Raw genomic sequence first — 19,560 nt, forward strand, 5'->3', positions numbered from 1 at the left:
CATGCAAGCGCCGGCTGCATTATGCGGCCGGCGCTTTTACTACGGTTTCGATGGTTTACGACGGAAAGGGCTGGGCCATGAAGCTCGCACTTGCACAGATCGATATGCGCCTGGGTGATATTGAGGGCATTTGCGGTCGCATCGAGGACCAGGCTCGTCTGGCCCACGAGCGCGGGGCGCGCGTGCTGTGCGTCCCGGCTCCGCTCTTTATGGGTGCTCTGCCCGGCGGCCTGATGGGTACTGCCGACTTTGAGCACGACATGCTGACAGGCCTGACCGGTGTTGCCGAGCGTATCCAAGAGCTCGATATGATCTGCATCGTGCCCGCGGCGGTTTCGTTTGAGGGCCAGCCGCTGCTCGACTACATGATGCTCAAGGACGGTCATGTGGTGCCGGCGCGATCGAGCATTGCCCTGCAGCGTGGCGAGAACAACGACACGCGCTGGGCACCGCCGGTGTTCGACGTGGACGGCGTGCGCATCGCCGTGATTTTTGACTTGGACCGCGAACTCGAGATGTTGCCGACCGGTGTTGACCTCATTGCGTATTTCCAATTCAACGCGTTTGACATGACCGACCGCGAGACTGCCGCCATCGCCGCCGTTCGCAGCGGTGCCTACCGCAAGATCGCATCTAAGCGCAGCGTGTGGTTTGCCTGCATGGCGCCGGTCGGTGCGTACGACGAGTCGGTGTATACCGGCGGTTCGTTTGTGCTCGACGACTGCGGTCGCGTGGTGGCCCAGGCGCCGTGTTTTGAGGAGAGCCTGCTGGTTCAGGAGATTCAGCGCGGCGTGATGCTCGATGCCCTGGAAGATCACGAACTGCCCGAGTTTCGTTCCGAGGAGTGGCTGTGGCAGGCGCTGGTGCTCGCCGTGCACGACAACGCCCGCGCTCGCGGCGCGTCGCGTGCTGTGGTGGCACTCGAGGGTGACTTGCCGTCGTCCCTGCTGGCGGCACTTGCCGTTGACGCTCTGGGCCCGCGTAATGTGATTGGCCTTGTGCTGGGGCGCAACCGTATCTTTACGCCGGCTCAGGAAGAGGCCGAGGCTGCCCGCTGTGCCGCCGTCCGCGCGATTGCCGAGCGCCTGCACATTCGCACCGTCGAGCGCGATGCACCGGATGCGGCGCGTGTGCTCGATCGCGACGTGTCGGCGGGCGATGCCGAGCGTCTGCGCTCGCGTGCGCTGGGCCTGATGTTGGAGGACACGGCGCTCGAGCTGGGCGCCATGGCGTTGAGCCCGATCTCCAAGACCGAGTACGCGCTAGCGGCGCCCGCACTGTCCGGCGGCTACCAGGGCGACTTTGCGCCCTTTGGCGATGTGTACCTGTCGACGCTTGAGTTTGTGGCGCGCGTACGCAACCGCACGTCTGCCGTGGTGCCCCAAGAGCTCGTGACGCTCAACGCGGTGGAAGATTGTATGGAGCGAGTGCTGGCGCAGGCGCTCTCGACGCTCGACGGTCCGGTCGATATGCTCGACCGCGCGGCACAGCTGCTCGGCGGGCTTGAGCCGGGTGAGGTCGATGGCGCGCTCGAGGCGCACGTGGACCGCAATCGATCTTTCGACGACATCCCGATGGCCGCTGGCAAGCCTGAGGCCTGCTCGCTGCTGCTGATGCTCATTCGACAGGGTGAGGCTGCCCGTCGCATGTTGCCGACGGCGCCGATCGTTTCGGCCCGTTCGTTTGCCGAGCGCGCTTGGCCGTACATGCTTGCGTGGTCCGATTTGGGGCTCAACGGCAAGGAGCGCATGACGGTTGATTCACTGGCGCGCGCCGAAGTGCGCCGCTTTGCCGATAGCGATACGGGCGATCGCATGCGCGGTGAGATGATGGGTCTGTTGGGTGAGCTGTTGGGTATTTCGCCCGAGCAGATGGAGGAGCTGCGCTCTGAGGACGGTCAGCGTCGTTTGCACGAGGGAATGAAAAAGTTCGAGGGCGAGGTCCAGGACGCCATCGAAAGGATGATGGGCGGCCAGGGCGGACCGCAGGGCGGTCCCCAGGGTACGCCGATGCCACATCCGCCGGTGGATCCCCGTCAGTTTCCTTTTTTCTCGCAGAACTAAACTGGGGATGGGGCCAAGGTTACGCGGTTTTGCCAAACCGCGTAACGAGTCGACGCTACGCGAGCCCCTGCCGGGCCATCTGCCGCTCAAACCGTCGCTTGCGTACAGAAGTACGCGGCGCTCCTCTTTCGCGACACCTTGCCACGGCAGGGACTCGCTCGCTGACTTATGCTCAACCTATGGTTCGACCTTGCTTGCCAGATACGGTCGCTGTTGTGTTATTCTAGAACAGACGTTCGTGAATAGTGCGTGGGGCCTTGCCTCGCGCTGCGCTTGTGACGAGGGGAGGTTGGCTTGGTTATCTTGGGTATCGACCCTGGTTTGGCCCATACGGGGTGGGGGATTATCGAGGAGCGACGTGGCGAGGTTCGCTGCCGTGCCTATGGCTGCATCGAGACCAGTGCTGGAAGTCCGCTCGCGGTGCGCCTGTCGCATATCGCCCGCGACCTCAAGGGCGTTGTCGAACGCTATCGTCCCGATACCGCTGCTATCGAGAGCATCTACTTTGGCGCCAACGTTCGTTCGGCCATCCCCACGGCGCATGCCCGCGGCGCTGCGCTTGTGGCGCTTTCGGAGTGCGCGCTCGAGATTGGCGAATACACGCCCATGCAGATTAAGCAGGCTGTTGTGGGCACCGGCGCCGCAGATAAGCGACAGGTCGCCTACATGGTGCGCACGCTCACGCAGCTCGATCACGACCCGCACCCCGACCATGCCGCCGATGCCCTGGCCTGCGCCATCTGCCACGTTAACCTCAGCCGCACCCGCGCGCTTACCGGCGGCGAGTTCTATCAACAGAGAGGAACCGGATACTGATGATCTCCCAGCTCCACGGAACGCTTGTCGAGGCCACGATGAGCTCTGCTGTCGTCGATGTGTCGGGCGTGGGCTTTGAGCTCGGCATCTCGGGCAGCACTGCGGCCACGTTGCCGACGCCCGGCGGCGAGGTCCGCCTCTACACGCGTATGCAGGTGCGCGAGGACGCCATGACACTTTTCGGATTTTCCTCAAAGGATGAGCGCACAATGTTCGACCGGCTCGTGTCCGTCTCGGGCGTTGGCCCGCGCTTGGCGCTCGCCGTGCTTTCCACCTATACCGTGGGGCAGCTGTATTCGCTGGTGATGGCCGAGGACGACAAGGGCATGGCCAAGGTACCCGGTGTGGGTAAAAAGACAGCTCAGCGCCTCATCTTGGAACTCAAGAGTACCTTTGCCAAGGATAAGGGCTTTGTGCCGGTCGACGTGATTCCCGGACAGGTTGCGATGCCCGTGCCCGCTGCCGCTCCCTCGGCCATCGATGATGCTCGCGCGGCACTCCTTTCCATGGGCTTTAGCCCGCAGGAGGCCGATGTCGCTCTGAGCGGGTATGATGGGCAAGATATGCGTGTCGAGGATCTGCTCGGCGCGGCGCTTAAGCGACTCGGAATGGATGCGTGATGTGGGAAGCCGATGACTCTCAGGACCTGTGGGCGACGCCCGGCAACTCGCCGGCGGCATCCATGGCGCATGGCGAGCGCATGGTGGGCTCGGAGCTAACGCCCGAGGACCTCGATGTCGACCGTACCCTGCGTCCCCAGCGCCTGGACGACTACTGCGGTCAGGAGCATATCAAGCAGAGCCTTCGCGTGCTGATCGAGGCGGCGCAGAGCCGTGGCGAGACGCTCGACCACGTGATCTTCTCGGGCCCTCCGGGTCTGGGCAAGACCACGCTGGCCACCGTTATAGCCAACGAGCTGGGCGCTCAGATTAAGACGACGAGTGGCCCGGCCATCGCGCGCACCGGCGACCTGGCGGCCATCCTTACCAACTTGCAGCCGGGTGACGTGCTGTTTATCGACGAGATCCACCGCCTCAACCGTTCGGTCGAGGAAGTCCTGTATCCCGCGATGGAGGACTTTGCGCTCGATATCGTGATTGGCAAAGGTCCGGCGGCGCGCTCGATTCGCCTGGATATCCCCAAGTTTACGCTGGTGGCGGCAACGACCCGCTCGGGTATGCTGACCGGCCCGCTGCGCGACCGTTTTGGTATTTCGTATCGCTTGGACTACTACACGATCGAGGAGCTTGCCCAGATCGTGACGCGCTCGGCAACCATTTTGGGCGTGACAATAGACCATCCGAGCGCGCTCGAGATCGGCTCACGCTCGCGTGGCACGCCGCGCTTGGCTAACCGTCTGCTCAAGCGCGTGCGCGATTACGCCCAGGTGCGCGGCAACGGTCCTATTGAGCTTGATATCTGCCGTCAGGCGCTCGAGTTCTTTGAGATTGATGAGCTTGGTCTGGACTGGATGGACATTCGCATCTTGGAGACGCTCGCCAAGACGTTCTCCGGCCGTGCCGTGGGCCTGACGACCCTTGCCAGCGCGGTGGGCGAGGATCCGGGTACGCTCGAAGATGTCTACGAACCCTACCTGTTGCAGTGCGGCTTGATGATTCGCACGCCGCAGGGCCGTCAGGCAACCCTTCGCACATTCGAGCATTTGGGTATCGAGCCGACCCTGTAGGAATGGGCTTGTTTTAGCGCATCTGTAGGCTATCGCTGGGCATTGGATAAACATATCGCCGTTCATCGGTTATGGGCGTTTTACTATCGCGCGCCCGTGCTATGCTGAATTGGTCTTTTTCTCATCCGGTAACGAAAGGACCGCCCATGCCTACTGACATCGAAATCGCACGTTCTGTTACGCCGCTACCTATTACCGAGGTGGCCAAGAACGCCGGCGTCGACGTTAAGCACCTGATTCCGTACGGCTTCGACAAGGCTAAGGTCGACTATTCCCTGCTCAACGAGCCGACCGATCACCAGGCCAAGCTTGTCCTTGTGACCGCTATCAATCCCACGCCTGCGGGCGAGGGCAAGACCACCACGACCATCGGTCTGGCCGATGGCCTGCGCCGTCGCGGCGTCAAGAGCGCCGTGGCCCTGCGCGAGCCTTCGCTCGGCCCCGTCTTTGGCGTCAAGGGCGGTGCCGCCGGCGGCGGCTGGGCCCAGGTCATCCCCATGGAGGACATCAACCTGCACTTTACCGGAGACTTCCACGCTATCGGTGCCGCCAACAACCTGCTGGCCGCCATGCTCGACAACCATATTCAGCAGGGCAACCAGCTCGGCATCGACGTTAAGCGCATCACCTGGAAGCGCGTTGTCGACATGAACGACCGTCAGCTGCGCCATGTTATCGACGGCATTGGCGGCAAGGCCCAGGGCGTGCCGCGCGAGGATGGCTTCGACATCACTGTTGCCTCCGAGGTCATGGCAATCTTGTGCCTGTCCACGAGCATCAACGATCTTAAGGAGCGCCTGGGCGAGATTGTTGTCGGCTACAGCTTTGCCGGCGAGCCCGTCCGCGCCCGCGACCTTAAGGCTCAGGGTGCCATGGCGGCCCTGCTCAAGGATGCGCTCAAACCCAACCTGGTTCAGACACTCGAGGGCACGCCTGCGTTTGTCCACGGCGGTCCCTTCGCCAATATCGCCCACGGCTGCAACTCCATCATGGCCACGCGTATGGCTATGCGTTTTGGCGATGTCGCCATTACCGAGGCCGGCTTTGGTGCCGACCTGGGTGCCGAGAAATTCCTGGATATCAAGTGCCGCATGACGGGCGTTCGTCCCAGCGCTGTTGTGGTCGTCGCCACTGCCCGCGCGCTTAAGTACAACGGCGGTGTCGCCAAGGCCGACCTCAACGAGGAGAACCTCGAGGCCCTTAAGGCCGGCATGCCCAACCTGCTGCGCCACGTCGACAACATCCAGAACGTCTATGGTCTTCCCTGCGTGGTCGCCATCAACCGCTTCCCGACGGACACCGAGGCCGAACTTGCGCTCATCGAGTCCGAGTGCCAGAAGCTCGGCGTCAACGTTAAGCTGTCCGAGGTTTGGGCCAAGGGCGGCGAGGGCGCGCTCGACCTGGCCGATGAGGTCATGCGCCTGATTGAGCAGCCGAGCGAGCTCAAGTTTGCCTACGAGGACGGCGCCGATGTGGCCGACGCCCTGGAGGCCGTTGCCACCAAGGTCTACCGCGCCGATGGCGTCGACTTTACGCCGGCTGCCAAGCGCCAGCTCGCCGAGCTGCGCGAGAACGGCTTTGGTAACCTGCCGGTGTGCGTCGCCAAGACCCAGTACAGCTTCAGCGATAACGCCAAGGCTCTGGGCGCGCCCGAGAACTTCCGCATCACCGTGCGCGAGCTCAAGGTTTCCGCCGGTGCCCACTTTGTGGTCGCGCTGACCGGCAGCGTTCTGACCATGCCGGGCCTACCCAAGGTTCCCGCGGCCGAGAACATCGACGTCGACAACGACGGCAACATCACCGGCCTGTTCTAAGCCTGCTGCTCATAGCCGCTAGCCCGCCCCGCCGTGCTCCTAAAGCCCGGCGGGGCTTTTTTGATCCTTAGGCCCGCACACGTCTTGTAGATACCGACGGGCTTAGCCTGTCATAGGCTTGTACGCGGGTAGAATGCATGGATAACTTGATGCTTACAGGCGACGGAAAGGAAACGTTGCATGGACCAGGACAAGACGACCGTGATGGGCGGATATGGCTCCGCACAGGCCGGCGGTAGCGCCGACACGACCCGTATCGTGCCGAATCCCGGCTACGCTGCCCCCGATACGACGCAGGTGCCGGCCGATCCCACGCGCGTTGTGAATTACGGAAACGCGGCGCAGGACCCGCATGGTGTCTCATCGCAGAACCCCTACGGCAACGCGGCGGTAGACCCTTATGATGACCTGCTGCAAAATCCCATTCCACAACCTCAGCAGACGACATATATGCCGCGCACGGCACAGCCGCGCTACGAGTCGCACGACCGATGCGCGCGCGAGCCGTATCGTGAGTATCCCAAGTCCATCCCCCAGTATGGCGAGGACGAGGAGAAGAAGCCTTCGCGTTCGTCGAGCGTGATTAAGAAGATCCTCATCGTGCTGGCGATCTTCTTTGCCTTGTCGGTTGTGTTTGCCATCGTGTCGGGCATGCTCAACAAGCGGGGCGCCACGACTGATACTACGGCCGAGCAGACCGAGACTGCCCAGTCCGGCACCGTCGACCTGAGCGATATCCCGGGGCAATATTGGTCTAACGCCAAAAAGATTCTCAAGTCGCGCGGGGCCGATCTTTCGAATGCCGTGATTCTGACCGACGACGGCTCGACGCCCGTCGTCGATGCCAACTGGGTCGTCACATCTGCCTACTACAACGCTGACGGCAACCTTGAGGTCCAGCTTACGCGCAAGGACGGCTCGTCGGGCAATGCGTCCGGCGACCAGGGCACCACGGACAGCTCGAGCTCCAACACGCTGGAGGACCTGAGCAACAAGGCGCAGGAGCTTGGGGATAAGGCCCAAGAGCTGGGCGACACAGCCCAGAACCTCGGTGATACTGCTCAGAATCTGGGTGATATGGCAACGAACGCCTGGGATGCCCTGCAAAATGGCATTTCGGGCGCGCAGGGAAACTAGCGGCCGAGCGGCTAGAGCCTTAGCGGTGCAAACAAAAACGGGACGTAGGATCGCGTGACCGGGCGCATATGCGCGTTGGTCGGCGGTCCTGCGTCCCGTTTTGCTGTCGATTACAACTGCTCGGCCGGACGGTCGGGCGAGCTAAAGCCCGAGTCAAACGTGACAACGCATGATGCATCGGGCCTGCGCTCGTGCACGATATGCGTTACGCGCTCCAACAGCTCGTCGTCGGAGATGCGAAAGCCGTCGGGACGCACCAGGTCAAACGAAACGAACCCGTCGTGCTCGTGCAGGTCATGGATGGAGAGCGCGGGATCGATCTGCATGACGCCACGCTTGACCCAGCCGCGCAGGTCGTCGCCGGTGGTGGCGATGGGGTCGCAGTGCAGCGTGATGTCGATGCCCATCTGGCGTTTAATATCGTGTTCGATGGTGTCCAGGATCTCGTGGTGCTCAAAGGCATCGCCCTCGCCGGGCATTTCCACGTGTGCGCTGGCAAACTGACGGCCGGGGCCGTAGTCGTGCACCATGAGGTCGTGTGTGCCCAAGACCTGGGGGTACGACATGATCTTGTCGCGGATTTCCTGGACGAGCTTGGGGTCGGGCGCTTGTCCCAACAGCGGGCTGATGGCGTCGCGCACCAGGCCCATGCCGCTGATGCAGATGAAGATACCCACACCCAGGCCTGCCCAGCCATCGAGGTCAAAGCCGGTCGTCTGCGAAATAAGCGCCGCCGCCAAGACCGAGCCCGAGGTGATGACGTCGTTTTTGGAGTCCTGCGCTGTGGCGATGAGCGTCTCCGAGTCGATGCGGTCGCCCAGCGCGCGGTTGAATGCGGCCATCCATAATTTGACGAGCATGGACAAGACGAGGGCTGCTAGGGAGACCAGCGTGTAGGCGGTGGGGGAGGGCTTGATGATCTTGGCAATGGACTCGAGCACCAGGTTGATGCCGACGGCACAAACGAGGACGGCGACAAACAAGCCGGCGAGGTATTCGTAACGGCCGTGGCCATAGGGGTGGCCTTCGTCTGCCGGGCGGCTGGCAAGGCGGAACCCGAGCAAGCTCACAATGTTGCTCGAGGCATCGGAGAGGTTGTTGAAGGCGTCGGCGACAAGCGAGACAGAGCCGGCGAGCAGACCCGCGATGCCCTTGGCCAGGCACAGGGTAATGTTGAGGCCAATGCAGATGAGGCTTGCGGCAAAGCCCGCGTTGGTGCGACAAGATGCATCGACCGGCTCGCCCTCGCTGCCAGGAACAAGTGTATGTACCAGCCGATTTACAAATAGCATGGCGGACCTCCTCGCATCCTCGTTTAAGGGGATAGTGTAGCTCGCATGGGCGCGCCGTGCGCCGATGCTCAGAAAATGCAGCAATGGTCTGCTGGAGCTAACGAGCGGGGCTTCTTGTCCGACCGGGTGCTCCATTTTGGGCCACATGGGTATGGGCTTGTGCCTGCCTGCCCGACATACTTAATGTCGACAGCCCCTGCGTAAAGGAGGACGTATCCATGGACGAGATGTTTGCCATTAAATGCCAAAACTGCGGCGGTCCCATGTACTCACACCAGGCTCAACGCAGCTTTGAGTGCGCCTATTGCGGCACGGTCGTTCCGTGGCAGGCCGATGCGGGGGAGCCCAGGAGCGCCCTGGGCATTCGCCATGCGTCGCTGACGGTTGTCGATGGGTTGCTTAAGCTCACCCATGTGTCGCAGCTCGAGCGCCCGGTGGACCCCGACTGGTATTTCTTTCATGCGCACTGGCGCAACCAGTCGGTTCTGGAGCATCTACTGTGGGAGGACCGCGGCACGGCGCAGGAGTTCCAGGAGGCCACGCACGTGAGCATCCCGTGCCCCTTCTGTGGCGCATCCTTCGAAGGCGAGTCAACGCAGCGCGTGTTTGAGTGCCCGTCCTGCGGCAATAAGATCGGCGTTGCAGACCTACTCAAGCCCGGTGCCTTTAGCAAGCGCCTGACCATGGGCGTTGGTGCGGAGTATGTACCCGATCAGGGTATTCCCTGCGAAATCTCGCCGCAGCAGGCACGTGCTAACGCACTTCAGCTGGTGCGCCAGTATGCGGAAGCCTTTGCCGGTCACGATGTAGAAGACGCGATCCAAAACGACATGATGCTCTTCTACTTTCCCATGGCGCTCGCGGATTTGCGCATGATGGCGTCCTTCCCGGGCAAGGGCCTGAGCAAGGAGACCTTGGTGTACTACGAAGTGCTCGACTGGGCATATCCGCGGGCAAACTACCTGGACGTTCGTCTTATGGGCATTTTGGAGCCGTGGGACTTTGGCAAGGTGGGGCCGTTCGATCCTGCCATGCAGGAAGGCGACTTCCGCGTTGTCTCCGTCGATGCGTCTACCAAGGACCAGGTGGTCATTGATAAGCTGGCGCTCGACATTGCCGGCAACGATGCCGAGGCGGTACTGGGGCTCAATAAAAAGAGTATCCGCACGTGGGCGCGCAAGGCCCGCAAGCATAAGGACGGCTTGGTGATGGTGCCGGTCTACTTTGTCGATCGTCCGGCGACGGACAGCCGCGATGGCGAACAGGTGCGCATTGCCGTAAACGGCCAGACGGGCCGCGCGGCCGCGGTAGTGTTTAGCGACAAGCGCGAGACGCATGTGGTGGCACCGCTCAATCCCAACGTGATGCTGTCGAGCGAAAGCACCGTGCACGCCACGCCCATCGAGGTCAAATACGTTAAATCGCCGTTTCTGTACCAGATCGTGCGCCATGGAGGCGGTGAACAGCCGCGGCAGGTGGCGGCGGCCGATGGTTCCTACCGAGAGGAAAAGTCCAAACGCCGCGGTCTGCTGGGTGCGCTATTTGGGAAGTAGGGGAGTAGTGCCGGTTGGCGCTGTAACTTGAAGGTTAGGGCTACGGGGCGGCTCGCAGGGGTGCGGGCCGCCCCGTTTTTGTGCGGCGGCAGGACCCGCAGGCACTCCATTAAACGCTCACGCTCATAGCACGAACGTTGAGCAACATTACGTCTGCCGATAGCTATTAAAAAATGTCCGTATGCGGTAGTAGTCTAATCGTAAAGCGTTTCCAGCCTCTCGGGTTCTAGGAAGAAGCGGATGGGAGAGTAATGCAAAAGACCATGATGGACTCTATTCCCATAAGCTCACGTGCCCGTGCACTATGGGCAAAAACCGGCGGCGCGGAAGAGCGTAACCTGTGGTCGCCTCTTTATGTTCATATGGTCGATTCTGCGGGTGTTGCGCGCAAGCTTTGGAACGAATGGCTGCCGGAATCTGTCAAGTACCAAATCGTGAACGCATTTGGCTGTGACGACTCTGCAACGGCGGCACTCGTTACCTGGCTTGCTGGTATCCACGACATTGGCAAGGCGACGCCAGGCTTCCAGTACAAGGTCTCGGAGCGGGCAGAACTTGTTGAACAAGCGGGGCTTCAGGTTCCGAGCCCCCGCATGATGAACCACCCTCCATCGCACGCCTTCATGAGTGAGGTGATCCTCGAAGATTGGCTCGATGGACGCGGTTGGGACTGCTCGTGGACATTCGGGTGCATTCTGGGAGCGCATCATGGAACCACGCCTTCGTCCGATAGCGTGCTCGACGGCATAACGAGCGCATCGCGTAATTTTCCTAACGAGAACTTGGGTGATGACGATTGGCGTGCCGTCCAAGAGGAGCTTCTTGACTGGATGTTTGAGGAGTCGGGGATGGCGAAGTTCGAGAGTGTCTTTAGCTCGTCACCTGTTCCTCAACCAGAACAAGCACTCGTCTCTGCGCTGGTTATCGTTGCCGATTGGATTGCCTCAAATTCAGATCTGTTCCCTCTTGACTCTTGCATCGGCTCTTATGACGAATTTATCAAGCGCACCGATGTCGCATGGGCTTCGCTGGCGTTGCCCCCGGCGTGGCAGGCGATGCCGGTAAAGGAAGAGGGACAAGAGCTGTTTCATCACCGCTTTATTGGTCTTCCTGAGGATGCGAGCTTGCGACCCGCGCAGGAGCAGGCGATGCAGGCGGCATCCGACATGGACGGCGCAGGGCTACTCATTATCGAAGCGCCCATGGGCAACGGCAAAACAGAGGCCGCACTGATGTGCTCAGAGATTATGGCTCCGAAAACCGGGGCTGGGGGAATCGCCTATCTTCTACCGACAATGGCAACTTCCAACGCGATGTTCAAGCGCGTTAAAGATTGGCTCGAGTGCGTTCCCGATTCGCGGGGCCGCAGTACGCAGTCGATGCAACTTTTGCATAGCAAGGCGGCTTTGAACCCGGACTACGACAGCCTGCGAAGCTGGGGACACACTTGGATGGGGGACGACGCGAAAAAGAGCGTTGAGGAAGATGTGACAGCGCACCAGTGGTTTGGCGGAAGGAAGCGCGGTCTCCTGTCGTCATTTGTTGTGGGCACGGTCGACCAGCTGCTTATGGCGGCGCTTAAGGCGCGCCACGTGCAGCTTAGGCACTTGGGCCTTGCCGGCAAGGTTGTCATAATCGATGAGGTTCATGCCTACGATGCCTACATGAATGTCTATCTTGACCGTGTGCTCACGTGGCTTGGCGCTTACGGCGTGCCGACCATACTGCTTTCGGCAACGCTTCCTGCTGAGCGCCGCAACGAGCTTATCCACGCCTATCGGGGTAGGGATAGAAAACCCACTCGTCGCGCATCGAAGCGGAAAGATATTCCGGAAGCTCCTCGTAAAGCACCGGGGGAGCCATCGTACCCGCTCGTTACAGCGGCAACCCGAAATGGAGCGCTAGACGATAGCATGTACCGAGTATGCGATGACCCTTCGACCGGAACAAACGTTATTATCGAACGATTGGAAGACGACGATGCTACGCTGGTTGCGCAACTGGAGGACTTATTGTCCGATGGCGGTTGCGCATGCGTGTTGCGAGACACGGTTTCCCGTGCCCAAAGCGCCTACGAGCAGTTGAAGACTGCCTTTGGCGATTCGTGCGTGAAGCTCGTCCATTCGCGCTTCATTGCCGTCGATCGCATGGAAAACGATGCGGAACTGCTGCGACTGCTTGGTCCCGATCCCGCCAATAGGCCCGGCAAGCTCATCGTTGTGGGCACGCAGGTGATCGAGCAATCCCTTGACATTGATTTCGATGTAATGATCACCGATGTAGCCCCTATCGACCTTTTGCTGCAGCGAATGGGACGCCTTCACCGCCATGAACGCGGGGAAAATCAGGGACAGCGTCCGGAGAAGCTCAGGCAAGCACGTTGCTTTATCACGGGCATCGAGGACTGGGCGACTGCTCCGCCTAAGGTGAATGGGGGTATAGAGAAGGTCTATCACCCTGCGATGCTTTTGCGCAGCTTGCTTTCGCTGAGGGCAAAGAGTACCGATGGGGGGACGGCTATGGTCAATCTGCCTCACGATATTGCTGGCCTTGTCGAGCAGACGTATTCACGAAGCATTGCGGCGGAAGAGTTGTGCGATGCGGGCGCAGCACCGGAATGGGTTCATGCTTTGCAAAGCGCAGAAGAAGAGCTGGAGAAGGCAAAAGAGAACAAGCAGTTCAAGGCAAATGCCTGGCTTCTGAGCAAGCCACAGAAGGGGACGCAAAGTCTTATTGGCTGGCTGAATGAAACCTTCTCGCTTTCAGACGAGACAAAAGCACGCGCTGCCGTTCGCGATTCTGGTGACACGGTTGAGGTTATTGCGGTCCAAGTAGGCACCGACGGTTTCACGCTGCTTCCCTGGGTCACCGACATAAAGGGGAGCCGTCCGTGTCAGGGCTATTTAGGGGATGGAAGTGAAGCGCCTGACGATGAGGTTGCCCGCCTTGCGGCGAGTTGTACCGTGAGCCTGCCATTCTGGCTATCGTCTGAGCAGGTAATTGATGCCCTGGAGACAAAATCTCAGGCGCTCAGATGGCAAGAGTCAAGATGGCTTCAAGGTCAACTGGTCTTGGCGTTTGATTCAAACCTAGATACGGTAATAGAAACGAAAGATGCTATCTATCGCATGCACTATTCGCGTAAGGCCGGGCTTGAACTTGTTGAAACAGTGAGGAAGAAAGGAGATGCGCAATGAGCCAGAATGTGAGTTTTAACCTCGTGGACGAACCATGGATCTGCGTTCGCGATTTGGGCGGGGCGACGCGCGAGGTATCACTGCTCGAGCTATTTGAGCAAGCGTCAAGCATCAAGTGCTTGGCTAACGATCTACCCACACAGGATTTTGCGATTCTGCGCGTTTTGCTGGCAGTGCTGCAAAGGGCAATTTCTCCGACGCTCGACGATGACGACGTTCCAGCGGAGGTTTGGGGGCGCCTATGGCGTGCGCACGAACTGCCCATCGACCAGATTCACGAATACCTCGACGAGTGGCACCATCGTTTCGATTTGTTTGACGAGGAACAGCCTTTTATGCAGGTCGCTGGTCTGCATACGGCAAAGAACGAGTTCTCTGAAATAAGAAAGGTGATCGCTGACATACCGGATGGGGATACGCTCTTTTCGCTTCGATCCGGTGAGGGGGCGGATCGTCTGACTTTCTCGGAATCCGCGCGCTGGCTTATTCACGTTCACGCTTTTGATACTGCTGGCATTAAAAGCGGAACGGTTGGCGATGCGCGCGTTAAGAAAGGGAAGAGCTATCCAATTGGTACCGGATGGTCGGGCTGTTTAGGAGGGTTGTGTTTTGAGGGCCCTTCGCTTAAAGAAACCCTCTTGCTTAATTCTATTCTGTGTGGCGATGAGATAAACGAGCTGTTTTCGGACGATGATTTGCCCTGTTGGGAGAAGTCGACGGCGCCCGCCGGAGTCGATGACCTTGCTCCGACTGGTAGGCTTGATCTATACACGTGGCAAGCTCGAAGAGTTCGTTTGATTCCTGAGAGCGGCTACGTGGTTGCCGTGGTTTTGACGAACGGCGACAAGCTGGCGCAGATTAACCGTCAGGACTATGAACCCATGACGGCATGGAGGCGTAGTCCGAACCAGGAAAGACAGTTGAAACTGCCTCTCGTTTACCTGCCCAAGACGCATCAGCCCAGAAGAGCCCTCTGGCGAGGTCTCGATTCCGTGTTTGGCGTCAGTTCGCCAGAAGCGGACTCAACCGTTCTTGGGTCCGGGCTGAAAGGTTGGGTCTCTTATCTTGCGAGCAGAGATGCGGGATGTCAGCTCGATGATGCGCTTATTCAAGTCCACGCGATTGGAATGGAATATGGTACACAAAACTCAGTCGTCTCCAATGTCATCAATGACACGGTTAAGTTGAGCGCATTTCTCCTGTCAAGCGAAGGGAAAGACTTGGCTGCTCTTGCCAAAAGCCTTGCTTCTTCAACGTCGGACTCGGTTTTTACTTTGGGTACCTTTGCCGCAAACCTCTGTGTAGCGTCTGGAGGAAATGGGGCAGATGAGCTTAAGGGCGCGAAAGAGAGAGCGGAGACGCGTACTTTCTTCGAGATTGATATGCCGTTTCGTCAATGGCTTGCCGGCCTTAACGAGAGCAGCAACGCGGAAGTTGAACGGAAGCGGTGGCGCCGCACTGCCCGCGCGATTATCGAAGCAAATGCCAGCGCCCTTCTTCGCGAGGCTGGCCCAGAGGCAATCGTTGGAGCTCCTATGAAAACAGGCAAGATAAACGGGTGGATGACGGCATCGCGAGCCAAGGCAATGCTCGACACTGCCCTAAAAAAGTATCTGCCGCTTGAAGAAGACGAACCTAGAGATAAGGAGGTTTAGATATGACGGAAAACGGCGCGCAAAAGCTAGAGCAGCTTATGCTCGCATTCGTGCACGGGCGCATATGCTCTATCCAAAACGACTATCTGTCTGCCAGCGGAAAACCACGAGGAGCACGAAAGCTGGCAACATTGCGCCATGCGCTTCTTTTGCCCATAGGCTCAAATGCAGATGCATGGTCGCTTGAGTTCGAGGGCCTGCCTGCTGAGCTTGTGGGGAGAGGCGCCGAACCGTCGTGGGCCGAGACAGCGGTTCATGCCGCGCTTACACTCTATGCAGTTCATCAACAGGGCAAAACCAAGCCAATGTATGTGCCTGGTGATGAACATTCGTTTGGCGCAGCCCTGCGGCAGCTCGTACGGAGTGATAAAGGGCGTTACTCGAATCTCGAAGAGGGCGAAATGCCTCGAAGGTTCAGGGCTTTTATAACGGCCGATTCCATGGAAGAGACACTTCACTATGCAAGGCAGCTTATACAGCAGTTGCGAGCGGCCGAGATTCCCGTTAATTACGCGCGTTTTGCAGCACAACTATACACACTGCAAAGCCCCTATACAGCAGATAAGGTGCGTCTTGCGTGGGGGCGTGAATATAGTCGAATACCAAAGGCCGAGTCCGACATCGATGCCAGCTCTTCGGAAGAGTAGTTGATGGGGAAATGACCAAGAAAGGACCTGCTATGAAAAAGCCTCAGTTCATCGATATCCACATCCTTCAGACCGTCCCCCCGAGCAACATCAATCGAGATGACACGGGTAGTCCAAAAACGGCATATTTCGGCGGAGTCAAGCGCTCGAGGGTCTCAAGCCAGGCTTGGAAGAAGGCCACGCGCGATAGTTTTTCCTATTTGTTGGATGAGTTCGGTCTTGGTTGGCGTACGAAGCACGCAGCAAACTTGATCGCGGAAGCCGTGACCGCTATTTTGCCGGACATTGAAGACGATCAGGCCGAAGTTGCTGCCGAGAAGGCTTTGGCGGCAACGGGCGTCAAAGTCAAAGATGGCGAAACGGGCTACTTGCTGTTTCTTTCTTCAGGGCAGATCAAAGCCCTTGCATCGTTGGCGGCGCAGGCTTTTGAAGCGGGCGCGGATGTCGACAAGAGGCTTGCTAAGGAAATTCTTGATATCAAGAAGAAACCGACGCTTAACAGCATCGATGTGGCAATGTTCGGTCGTATGGTGGCGGATGCACCTGATTTGAACGTCGATGCCTCTGTTCAAGTCGCCCATGCCATTGGCATTGGGAAGATGAACCCAGAGTTCGATTATTTCACCGCTCTTGACGATTGCTCGCCCGAAGACAATGCGGGCGCAGCAATGATTGAGACAACAGAGTTCACGTCATCGACGATGTATCGCTATGCAACTATTGATGTGTTGCATCTGTGTAAAAATCTCGGTTCGGCTGCGGTTGCTTGCCGCGGCATCGAGGCGTTTTTGAAGGCATTCATTACTTCCATGCCCACGGGAAAGCAGAATTCGTTTGCAAACCGCACGCTCCCCGGAGCGGTTGTCCTTCAACTGAGGGATACGCAACCAGTGAGCTTGGTGAATGCCTTTGAAAAACCTGTTGAGGCATCGCATGGGAAAAACCAGATTGAAATTGGCTGTGAGCGTTTGGCCAAGCAGGAAGAGGCGGTTGACAAGGCGTTTGGAACGACCCCGCAAAAGACGTTCGTTATAACTGCATCTCCGGATGCGCAGTCTCTTCCCAGTGCCATGGGTGTCGAAGGGGCATGTGATCTTGACGCCGCAATTGCGCAAATCTCGCAAGCGTGTGCTGCTTATCTGGCCGAAAATGGCCACCAAACCGAAGAGGTGGACTAGCTATGGCGGTCCTGCTGCTCAAATTGGCGGGTCCGCTACAATCGTGGGGGTCTTCGAGTAGGTTCACCGAGCGCGGAACAGAGCACGAGCCGACGAAGAGCGGCGTTGTAGGTCTGCTTGCCGCAGCCTTGGGTCGTTACCGAACAGATCCCGTTGATGACCTTGCGGCACTACGCTTTGGCGTGCGTATCGATCAGCCAGGAACGTTTCTAAGTGACTTTCAAACCGAGCACAAACGAAAGTGGGACTCGCAGAGCGCTCGATGGGTGTCGGGCGATGCCCTGCCTTTAACTCGTCGGCATTATCTGGCCGATGCTGTGTTTGTTGCGGCCCTTGAGGGCGATTTGGGACTCTTGCAAAGGTGCGCCGAGACGCTTGACGCTCCGGCGTTTCCCCTGTTTTTAGGTCGCCGTTCCTGTCCGCCCGCGTGCAGAGTGCTTATTGGACTGTTTGAGAATGTAACGTTGCTCCAAGCTTTGCGCAGTCATCCCTGGGAAGCAAGCGAGAGATATCAGGGCAACTGGAAGTTCCGCGGTAAAGAAAGCGTTGACCTGGAGATTCTCTACGATAAGCAGGGTTCTGACGAAGGCGAGGGCTACGATGTTCCGCTGCGCGACGTGCCCATCAGCTTTTCGCAGGAGCATCGCCAATACAGCTTTCGTACTGTTGCCCATACAACAGCAACGGTTAGGAACCCGAAATATGTTGGCGCGCAGGCCGACCATGACCCTTGGTCTGCTCTAGGAAAGGAGGTATAGCCGATGTTCTTTACCCAGTTTCCCATCAATATGACGCGGAGGGAGTCGCGTGCGATGCTCGCCTCGCCCTATCGCATGCATGCGGCGATTGCAGGCAGCTTCCCCTTTTCTCAGACGAGCGGGGACGGCCGCGTGCTTTGGCGCGTGGATAGAATGCCTGATGGGGGTTCTCGCCTTTATATCGTGAGCCCCGGCAAGCCGAGCTTGGTAGGGCTTGATGAACAAATCGGGTGGCCCGACTGCGAACCGCAGTGGGGCACGCGCGGATACGATCCGTTTTTGGGGCGCATCTCGAACGGACAGACCTATTCGTTTCGCTTGGTAGCGAATCCGTCGCTCAACAGAAGCACGCGTGGCGGCAAAAGCGACCTGCTAAACAGCGAGGGCGAACCTAAGAGAAATAGAATTGGCCACCTGACCATTCTGGAGCAAACTGCCTGGCTCGTTGGAGCTCAAGCATATAAGGGCGCCGACAAGGAAGTGCCAGGCATTTTTGCGCCCGAGCGGGGATCACGTGCCCAAAGGAATGGTTTTGAGGTTTTGAGCGACGATGAGGGCTGTCCAAGCTTGATTGTTAGTAATTCCAACAGAATCTCGTTTACCAAGGGTGTCCAAGGAAACAAAGTCACCTTTACGCGCGCCCAGTACGATGGCGTGTTGCGCGTGACCGATGCTGATGCCTTGCGCCATGCGCTTGTGTGTGGCATCGGGCATGCCAAAGGATTCGGATGCGGCCTTCTCACGCTGGTTCCACTTGATAGGTGAGCGGCATGGGCGATAATCCTGGCATGATCAAGCCTGATTTGCGCGCACTGCCCACGATAAAGGAGCGAATGACGTTTCTTTATGTCGAGCGATGTCTTGTGAGCAGGCAAGATGGCGCAGTGAGCATAACCGATGCGCGCGGAACGGCGTATGTCCCCGCGGCTTCTCTTGGGGTGCTTATGCTGGGGCCTGGGACCAATATCTCTCATCGCGCGGTTGAGTTGCTCGGCGATTCGGGGACAAGCGTGATTTGGGTGGGCGAGCACGGCGTTCGCTACTATGCGCACGGCCGCCCGCTCACCCATTCTTCTCGGTTGGTTGTCGCGCAGGCTGAACTCGTGTCGAACACTCGAAGGCGTCTTGCCGTGGCACGAGCGATGTACGGCATGCGCTTTCCCGGCGAGGACGTATCGAATTACACGATGCAGCAGCTCCGTGGCCGCGAGGGAGCTCGGATTCGAACACTCTATCGGCGGCTGTCGAAGCAATACGACGTCCCATGGGAGGGGAGGGAATACAACCCCGATGATTTTCTTGATGCAAGCCCAATCAATCAGGCGCTGTCGGCTGCCCATGCATGCCTTTACGGAGTCGTTCACAGCGTGATTGTAGCGCTGGGGTGCTCTCCGGCATTGGGATTTGTCCACGTTGGCCATGAGCGCTCGTTTGTGTATGACATTGCCGATTTGTATAAAGCAGAGGTGACGATTCCCATCGCTTTCGAAGTGGCTTCCGATCCTCCAGAGGATATCGGGGCGGAAACGCGTCGGTGCACTCGTGATGCGTTTCTTGACGGGAAGATAATGGAGCGCTGTGCTCGCGATATCAGGGGTCTGCTGCTGGGCGACTTCGAGACAGAGGACGAGCCTGATATCGATACGATGTTCCTCTGGGATGAGAGGCGCCCTGCCGTTGCTTTTGGAGTTTCCTATGGCAAGGAAAACGACGTTCAGGTGTATGCCACCGAAGAGAATAACGGAGTGCTTGTGGAAGGATAA

The 19,560-nt window shown here is 58.8% G+C and carries 15 protein-coding genes; 14 read left to right on the forward strand and 1 reads right to left on the reverse strand.

The window, feature by feature from the left end; translation table 11 throughout:
• The first annotated feature begins 50 nt into the window (after positions 1-50).
• From ACTQ40_RS00630 to ACTQ40_RS00655, 6 genes are all read left to right on the forward strand, one after another.
• Entirely contained in the window at positions 51-2,063 is a 2,013-nt protein-coding gene (locus tag ACTQ40_RS00630; RefSeq protein ID WP_441563085.1) for a hypothetical protein, read from the forward strand.
• Positions 2,064-2,357: 294 nt separating this feature from the next.
• Positions 2,358-2,879, forward strand: coding sequence for a crossover junction endodeoxyribonuclease RuvC (ruvC, locus tag ACTQ40_RS00635; protein WP_035137351.1), 522 nt, complete (start codon positions 2,358-2,360; stop codon positions 2,877-2,879).
• Complete coding sequence (gene ruvA, locus ACTQ40_RS00640) at positions 2,879-3,499, forward strand: Holliday junction branch migration protein RuvA (protein ID WP_154515896.1); 621 nt, start codon at positions 2,879-2,881, stop codon at positions 3,497-3,499. The genes ruvC and ruvA overlap by 1 nt, the downstream gene beginning before the upstream one ends.
• Positions 3,499-4,566, forward strand: coding sequence for a Holliday junction branch migration DNA helicase RuvB (gene ruvB, locus ACTQ40_RS00645; protein WP_427717818.1), 1,068 nt, complete (start codon positions 3,499-3,501; stop codon positions 4,564-4,566). Before ruvA ends, ruvB begins: the two co-directional genes overlap by 1 nt.
• Before the next feature lie 146 nt (positions 4,567-4,712).
• The gene (locus ACTQ40_RS00650) at positions 4,713-6,380 is read left to right on the forward strand and encodes a formate--tetrahydrofolate ligase (RefSeq protein WP_195361069.1); all 1,668 of its coding nucleotides are present in this window, start codon (positions 4,713-4,715) and stop codon (positions 6,378-6,380) included.
• 180 nt (positions 6,381-6,560) lie between these two features.
• Positions 6,561-7,517 (forward strand): hypothetical protein, encoded by a 957-nt coding sequence (locus ACTQ40_RS00655; RefSeq protein WP_441563086.1) that lies wholly within the window; start codon positions 6,561-6,563, stop codon positions 7,515-7,517.
• A gap of 110 nt (positions 7,518-7,627) precedes the next feature.
• Here the strand turns inward: ACTQ40_RS00655 and ACTQ40_RS00660 are convergent, their stop codons facing one another.
• Entirely contained in the window at positions 7,628-8,809 is a 1,182-nt protein-coding gene (locus tag ACTQ40_RS00660; RefSeq protein ID WP_441563087.1) for a cation diffusion facilitator family transporter, read from the reverse strand.
• 218 nt (positions 8,810-9,027) lie between these two features.
• Here ACTQ40_RS00660 and ACTQ40_RS00665 point away from each other — a divergent pair, with 218 nt between their 5' ends.
• The 8 genes from ACTQ40_RS00665 to cas1e all read left to right on the forward strand — a co-directional run bounded on the left by ACTQ40_RS00665 (position 9,028) and on the right by cas1e (position 19,560).
• Positions 9,028-10,362: a hypothetical protein gene (locus tag ACTQ40_RS00665; RefSeq protein ID WP_441563088.1), complete on the forward strand. Its 1,335-nt coding sequence runs from the start codon at positions 9,028-9,030 to the stop codon at positions 10,360-10,362.
• A 251-nt stretch (positions 10,363-10,613) separates the two neighbouring features.
• On the forward strand, positions 10,614-13,559 hold the full coding sequence (cas3, locus tag ACTQ40_RS00670; RefSeq protein ID WP_441563089.1) for a CRISPR-associated helicase Cas3': 2,946 nt from the start codon (positions 10,614-10,616) through the stop codon (positions 13,557-13,559).
• Positions 13,556-15,214 (forward strand): type I-E CRISPR-associated protein Cse1/CasA, encoded by a 1,659-nt coding sequence (gene casA / locus ACTQ40_RS00675; RefSeq protein ID WP_441563090.1) that lies wholly within the window; start codon positions 13,556-13,558, stop codon positions 15,212-15,214. Before cas3 ends, casA begins: the two co-directional genes overlap by 4 nt.
• Before the next feature lie 2 nt (positions 15,215-15,216).
• Positions 15,217-15,861 (forward strand): type I-E CRISPR-associated protein Cse2/CasB, encoded by a 645-nt coding sequence (gene casB / locus ACTQ40_RS00680; protein WP_441563091.1) that lies wholly within the window; start codon positions 15,217-15,219, stop codon positions 15,859-15,861.
• A 32-nt stretch (positions 15,862-15,893) separates the two neighbouring features.
• On the forward strand, positions 15,894-17,039 hold the full coding sequence (gene cas7e / locus ACTQ40_RS00685) for a type I-E CRISPR-associated protein Cas7/Cse4/CasC (protein WP_441563092.1): 1,146 nt from the start codon (positions 15,894-15,896) through the stop codon (positions 17,037-17,039).
• A 2-nt stretch (positions 17,040-17,041) separates the two neighbouring features.
• Positions 17,042-17,797, forward strand: coding sequence for a type I-E CRISPR-associated protein Cas5/CasD (gene cas5e / locus ACTQ40_RS00690; RefSeq protein WP_441563093.1), 756 nt, complete (start codon positions 17,042-17,044; stop codon positions 17,795-17,797).
• Between the two features lie 3 nt (positions 17,798-17,800).
• Complete coding sequence (gene cas6e, locus ACTQ40_RS00695; protein ID WP_441563094.1) at positions 17,801-18,562, forward strand: type I-E CRISPR-associated protein Cas6/Cse3/CasE; 762 nt, start codon at positions 17,801-17,803, stop codon at positions 18,560-18,562.
• A 5-nt stretch (positions 18,563-18,567) separates the two neighbouring features.
• Positions 18,568-19,560 (forward strand): type I-E CRISPR-associated endonuclease Cas1e, encoded by a 993-nt coding sequence (cas1e, locus tag ACTQ40_RS00700; protein WP_441563095.1) that lies wholly within the window; start codon positions 18,568-18,570, stop codon positions 19,558-19,560.

The organism is Collinsella sp. Sow4_D11, from assembly GCF_052116465.1.
GTDB lineage: Bacteria > Actinomycetota > Coriobacteriia > Coriobacteriales > Coriobacteriaceae > Collinsella.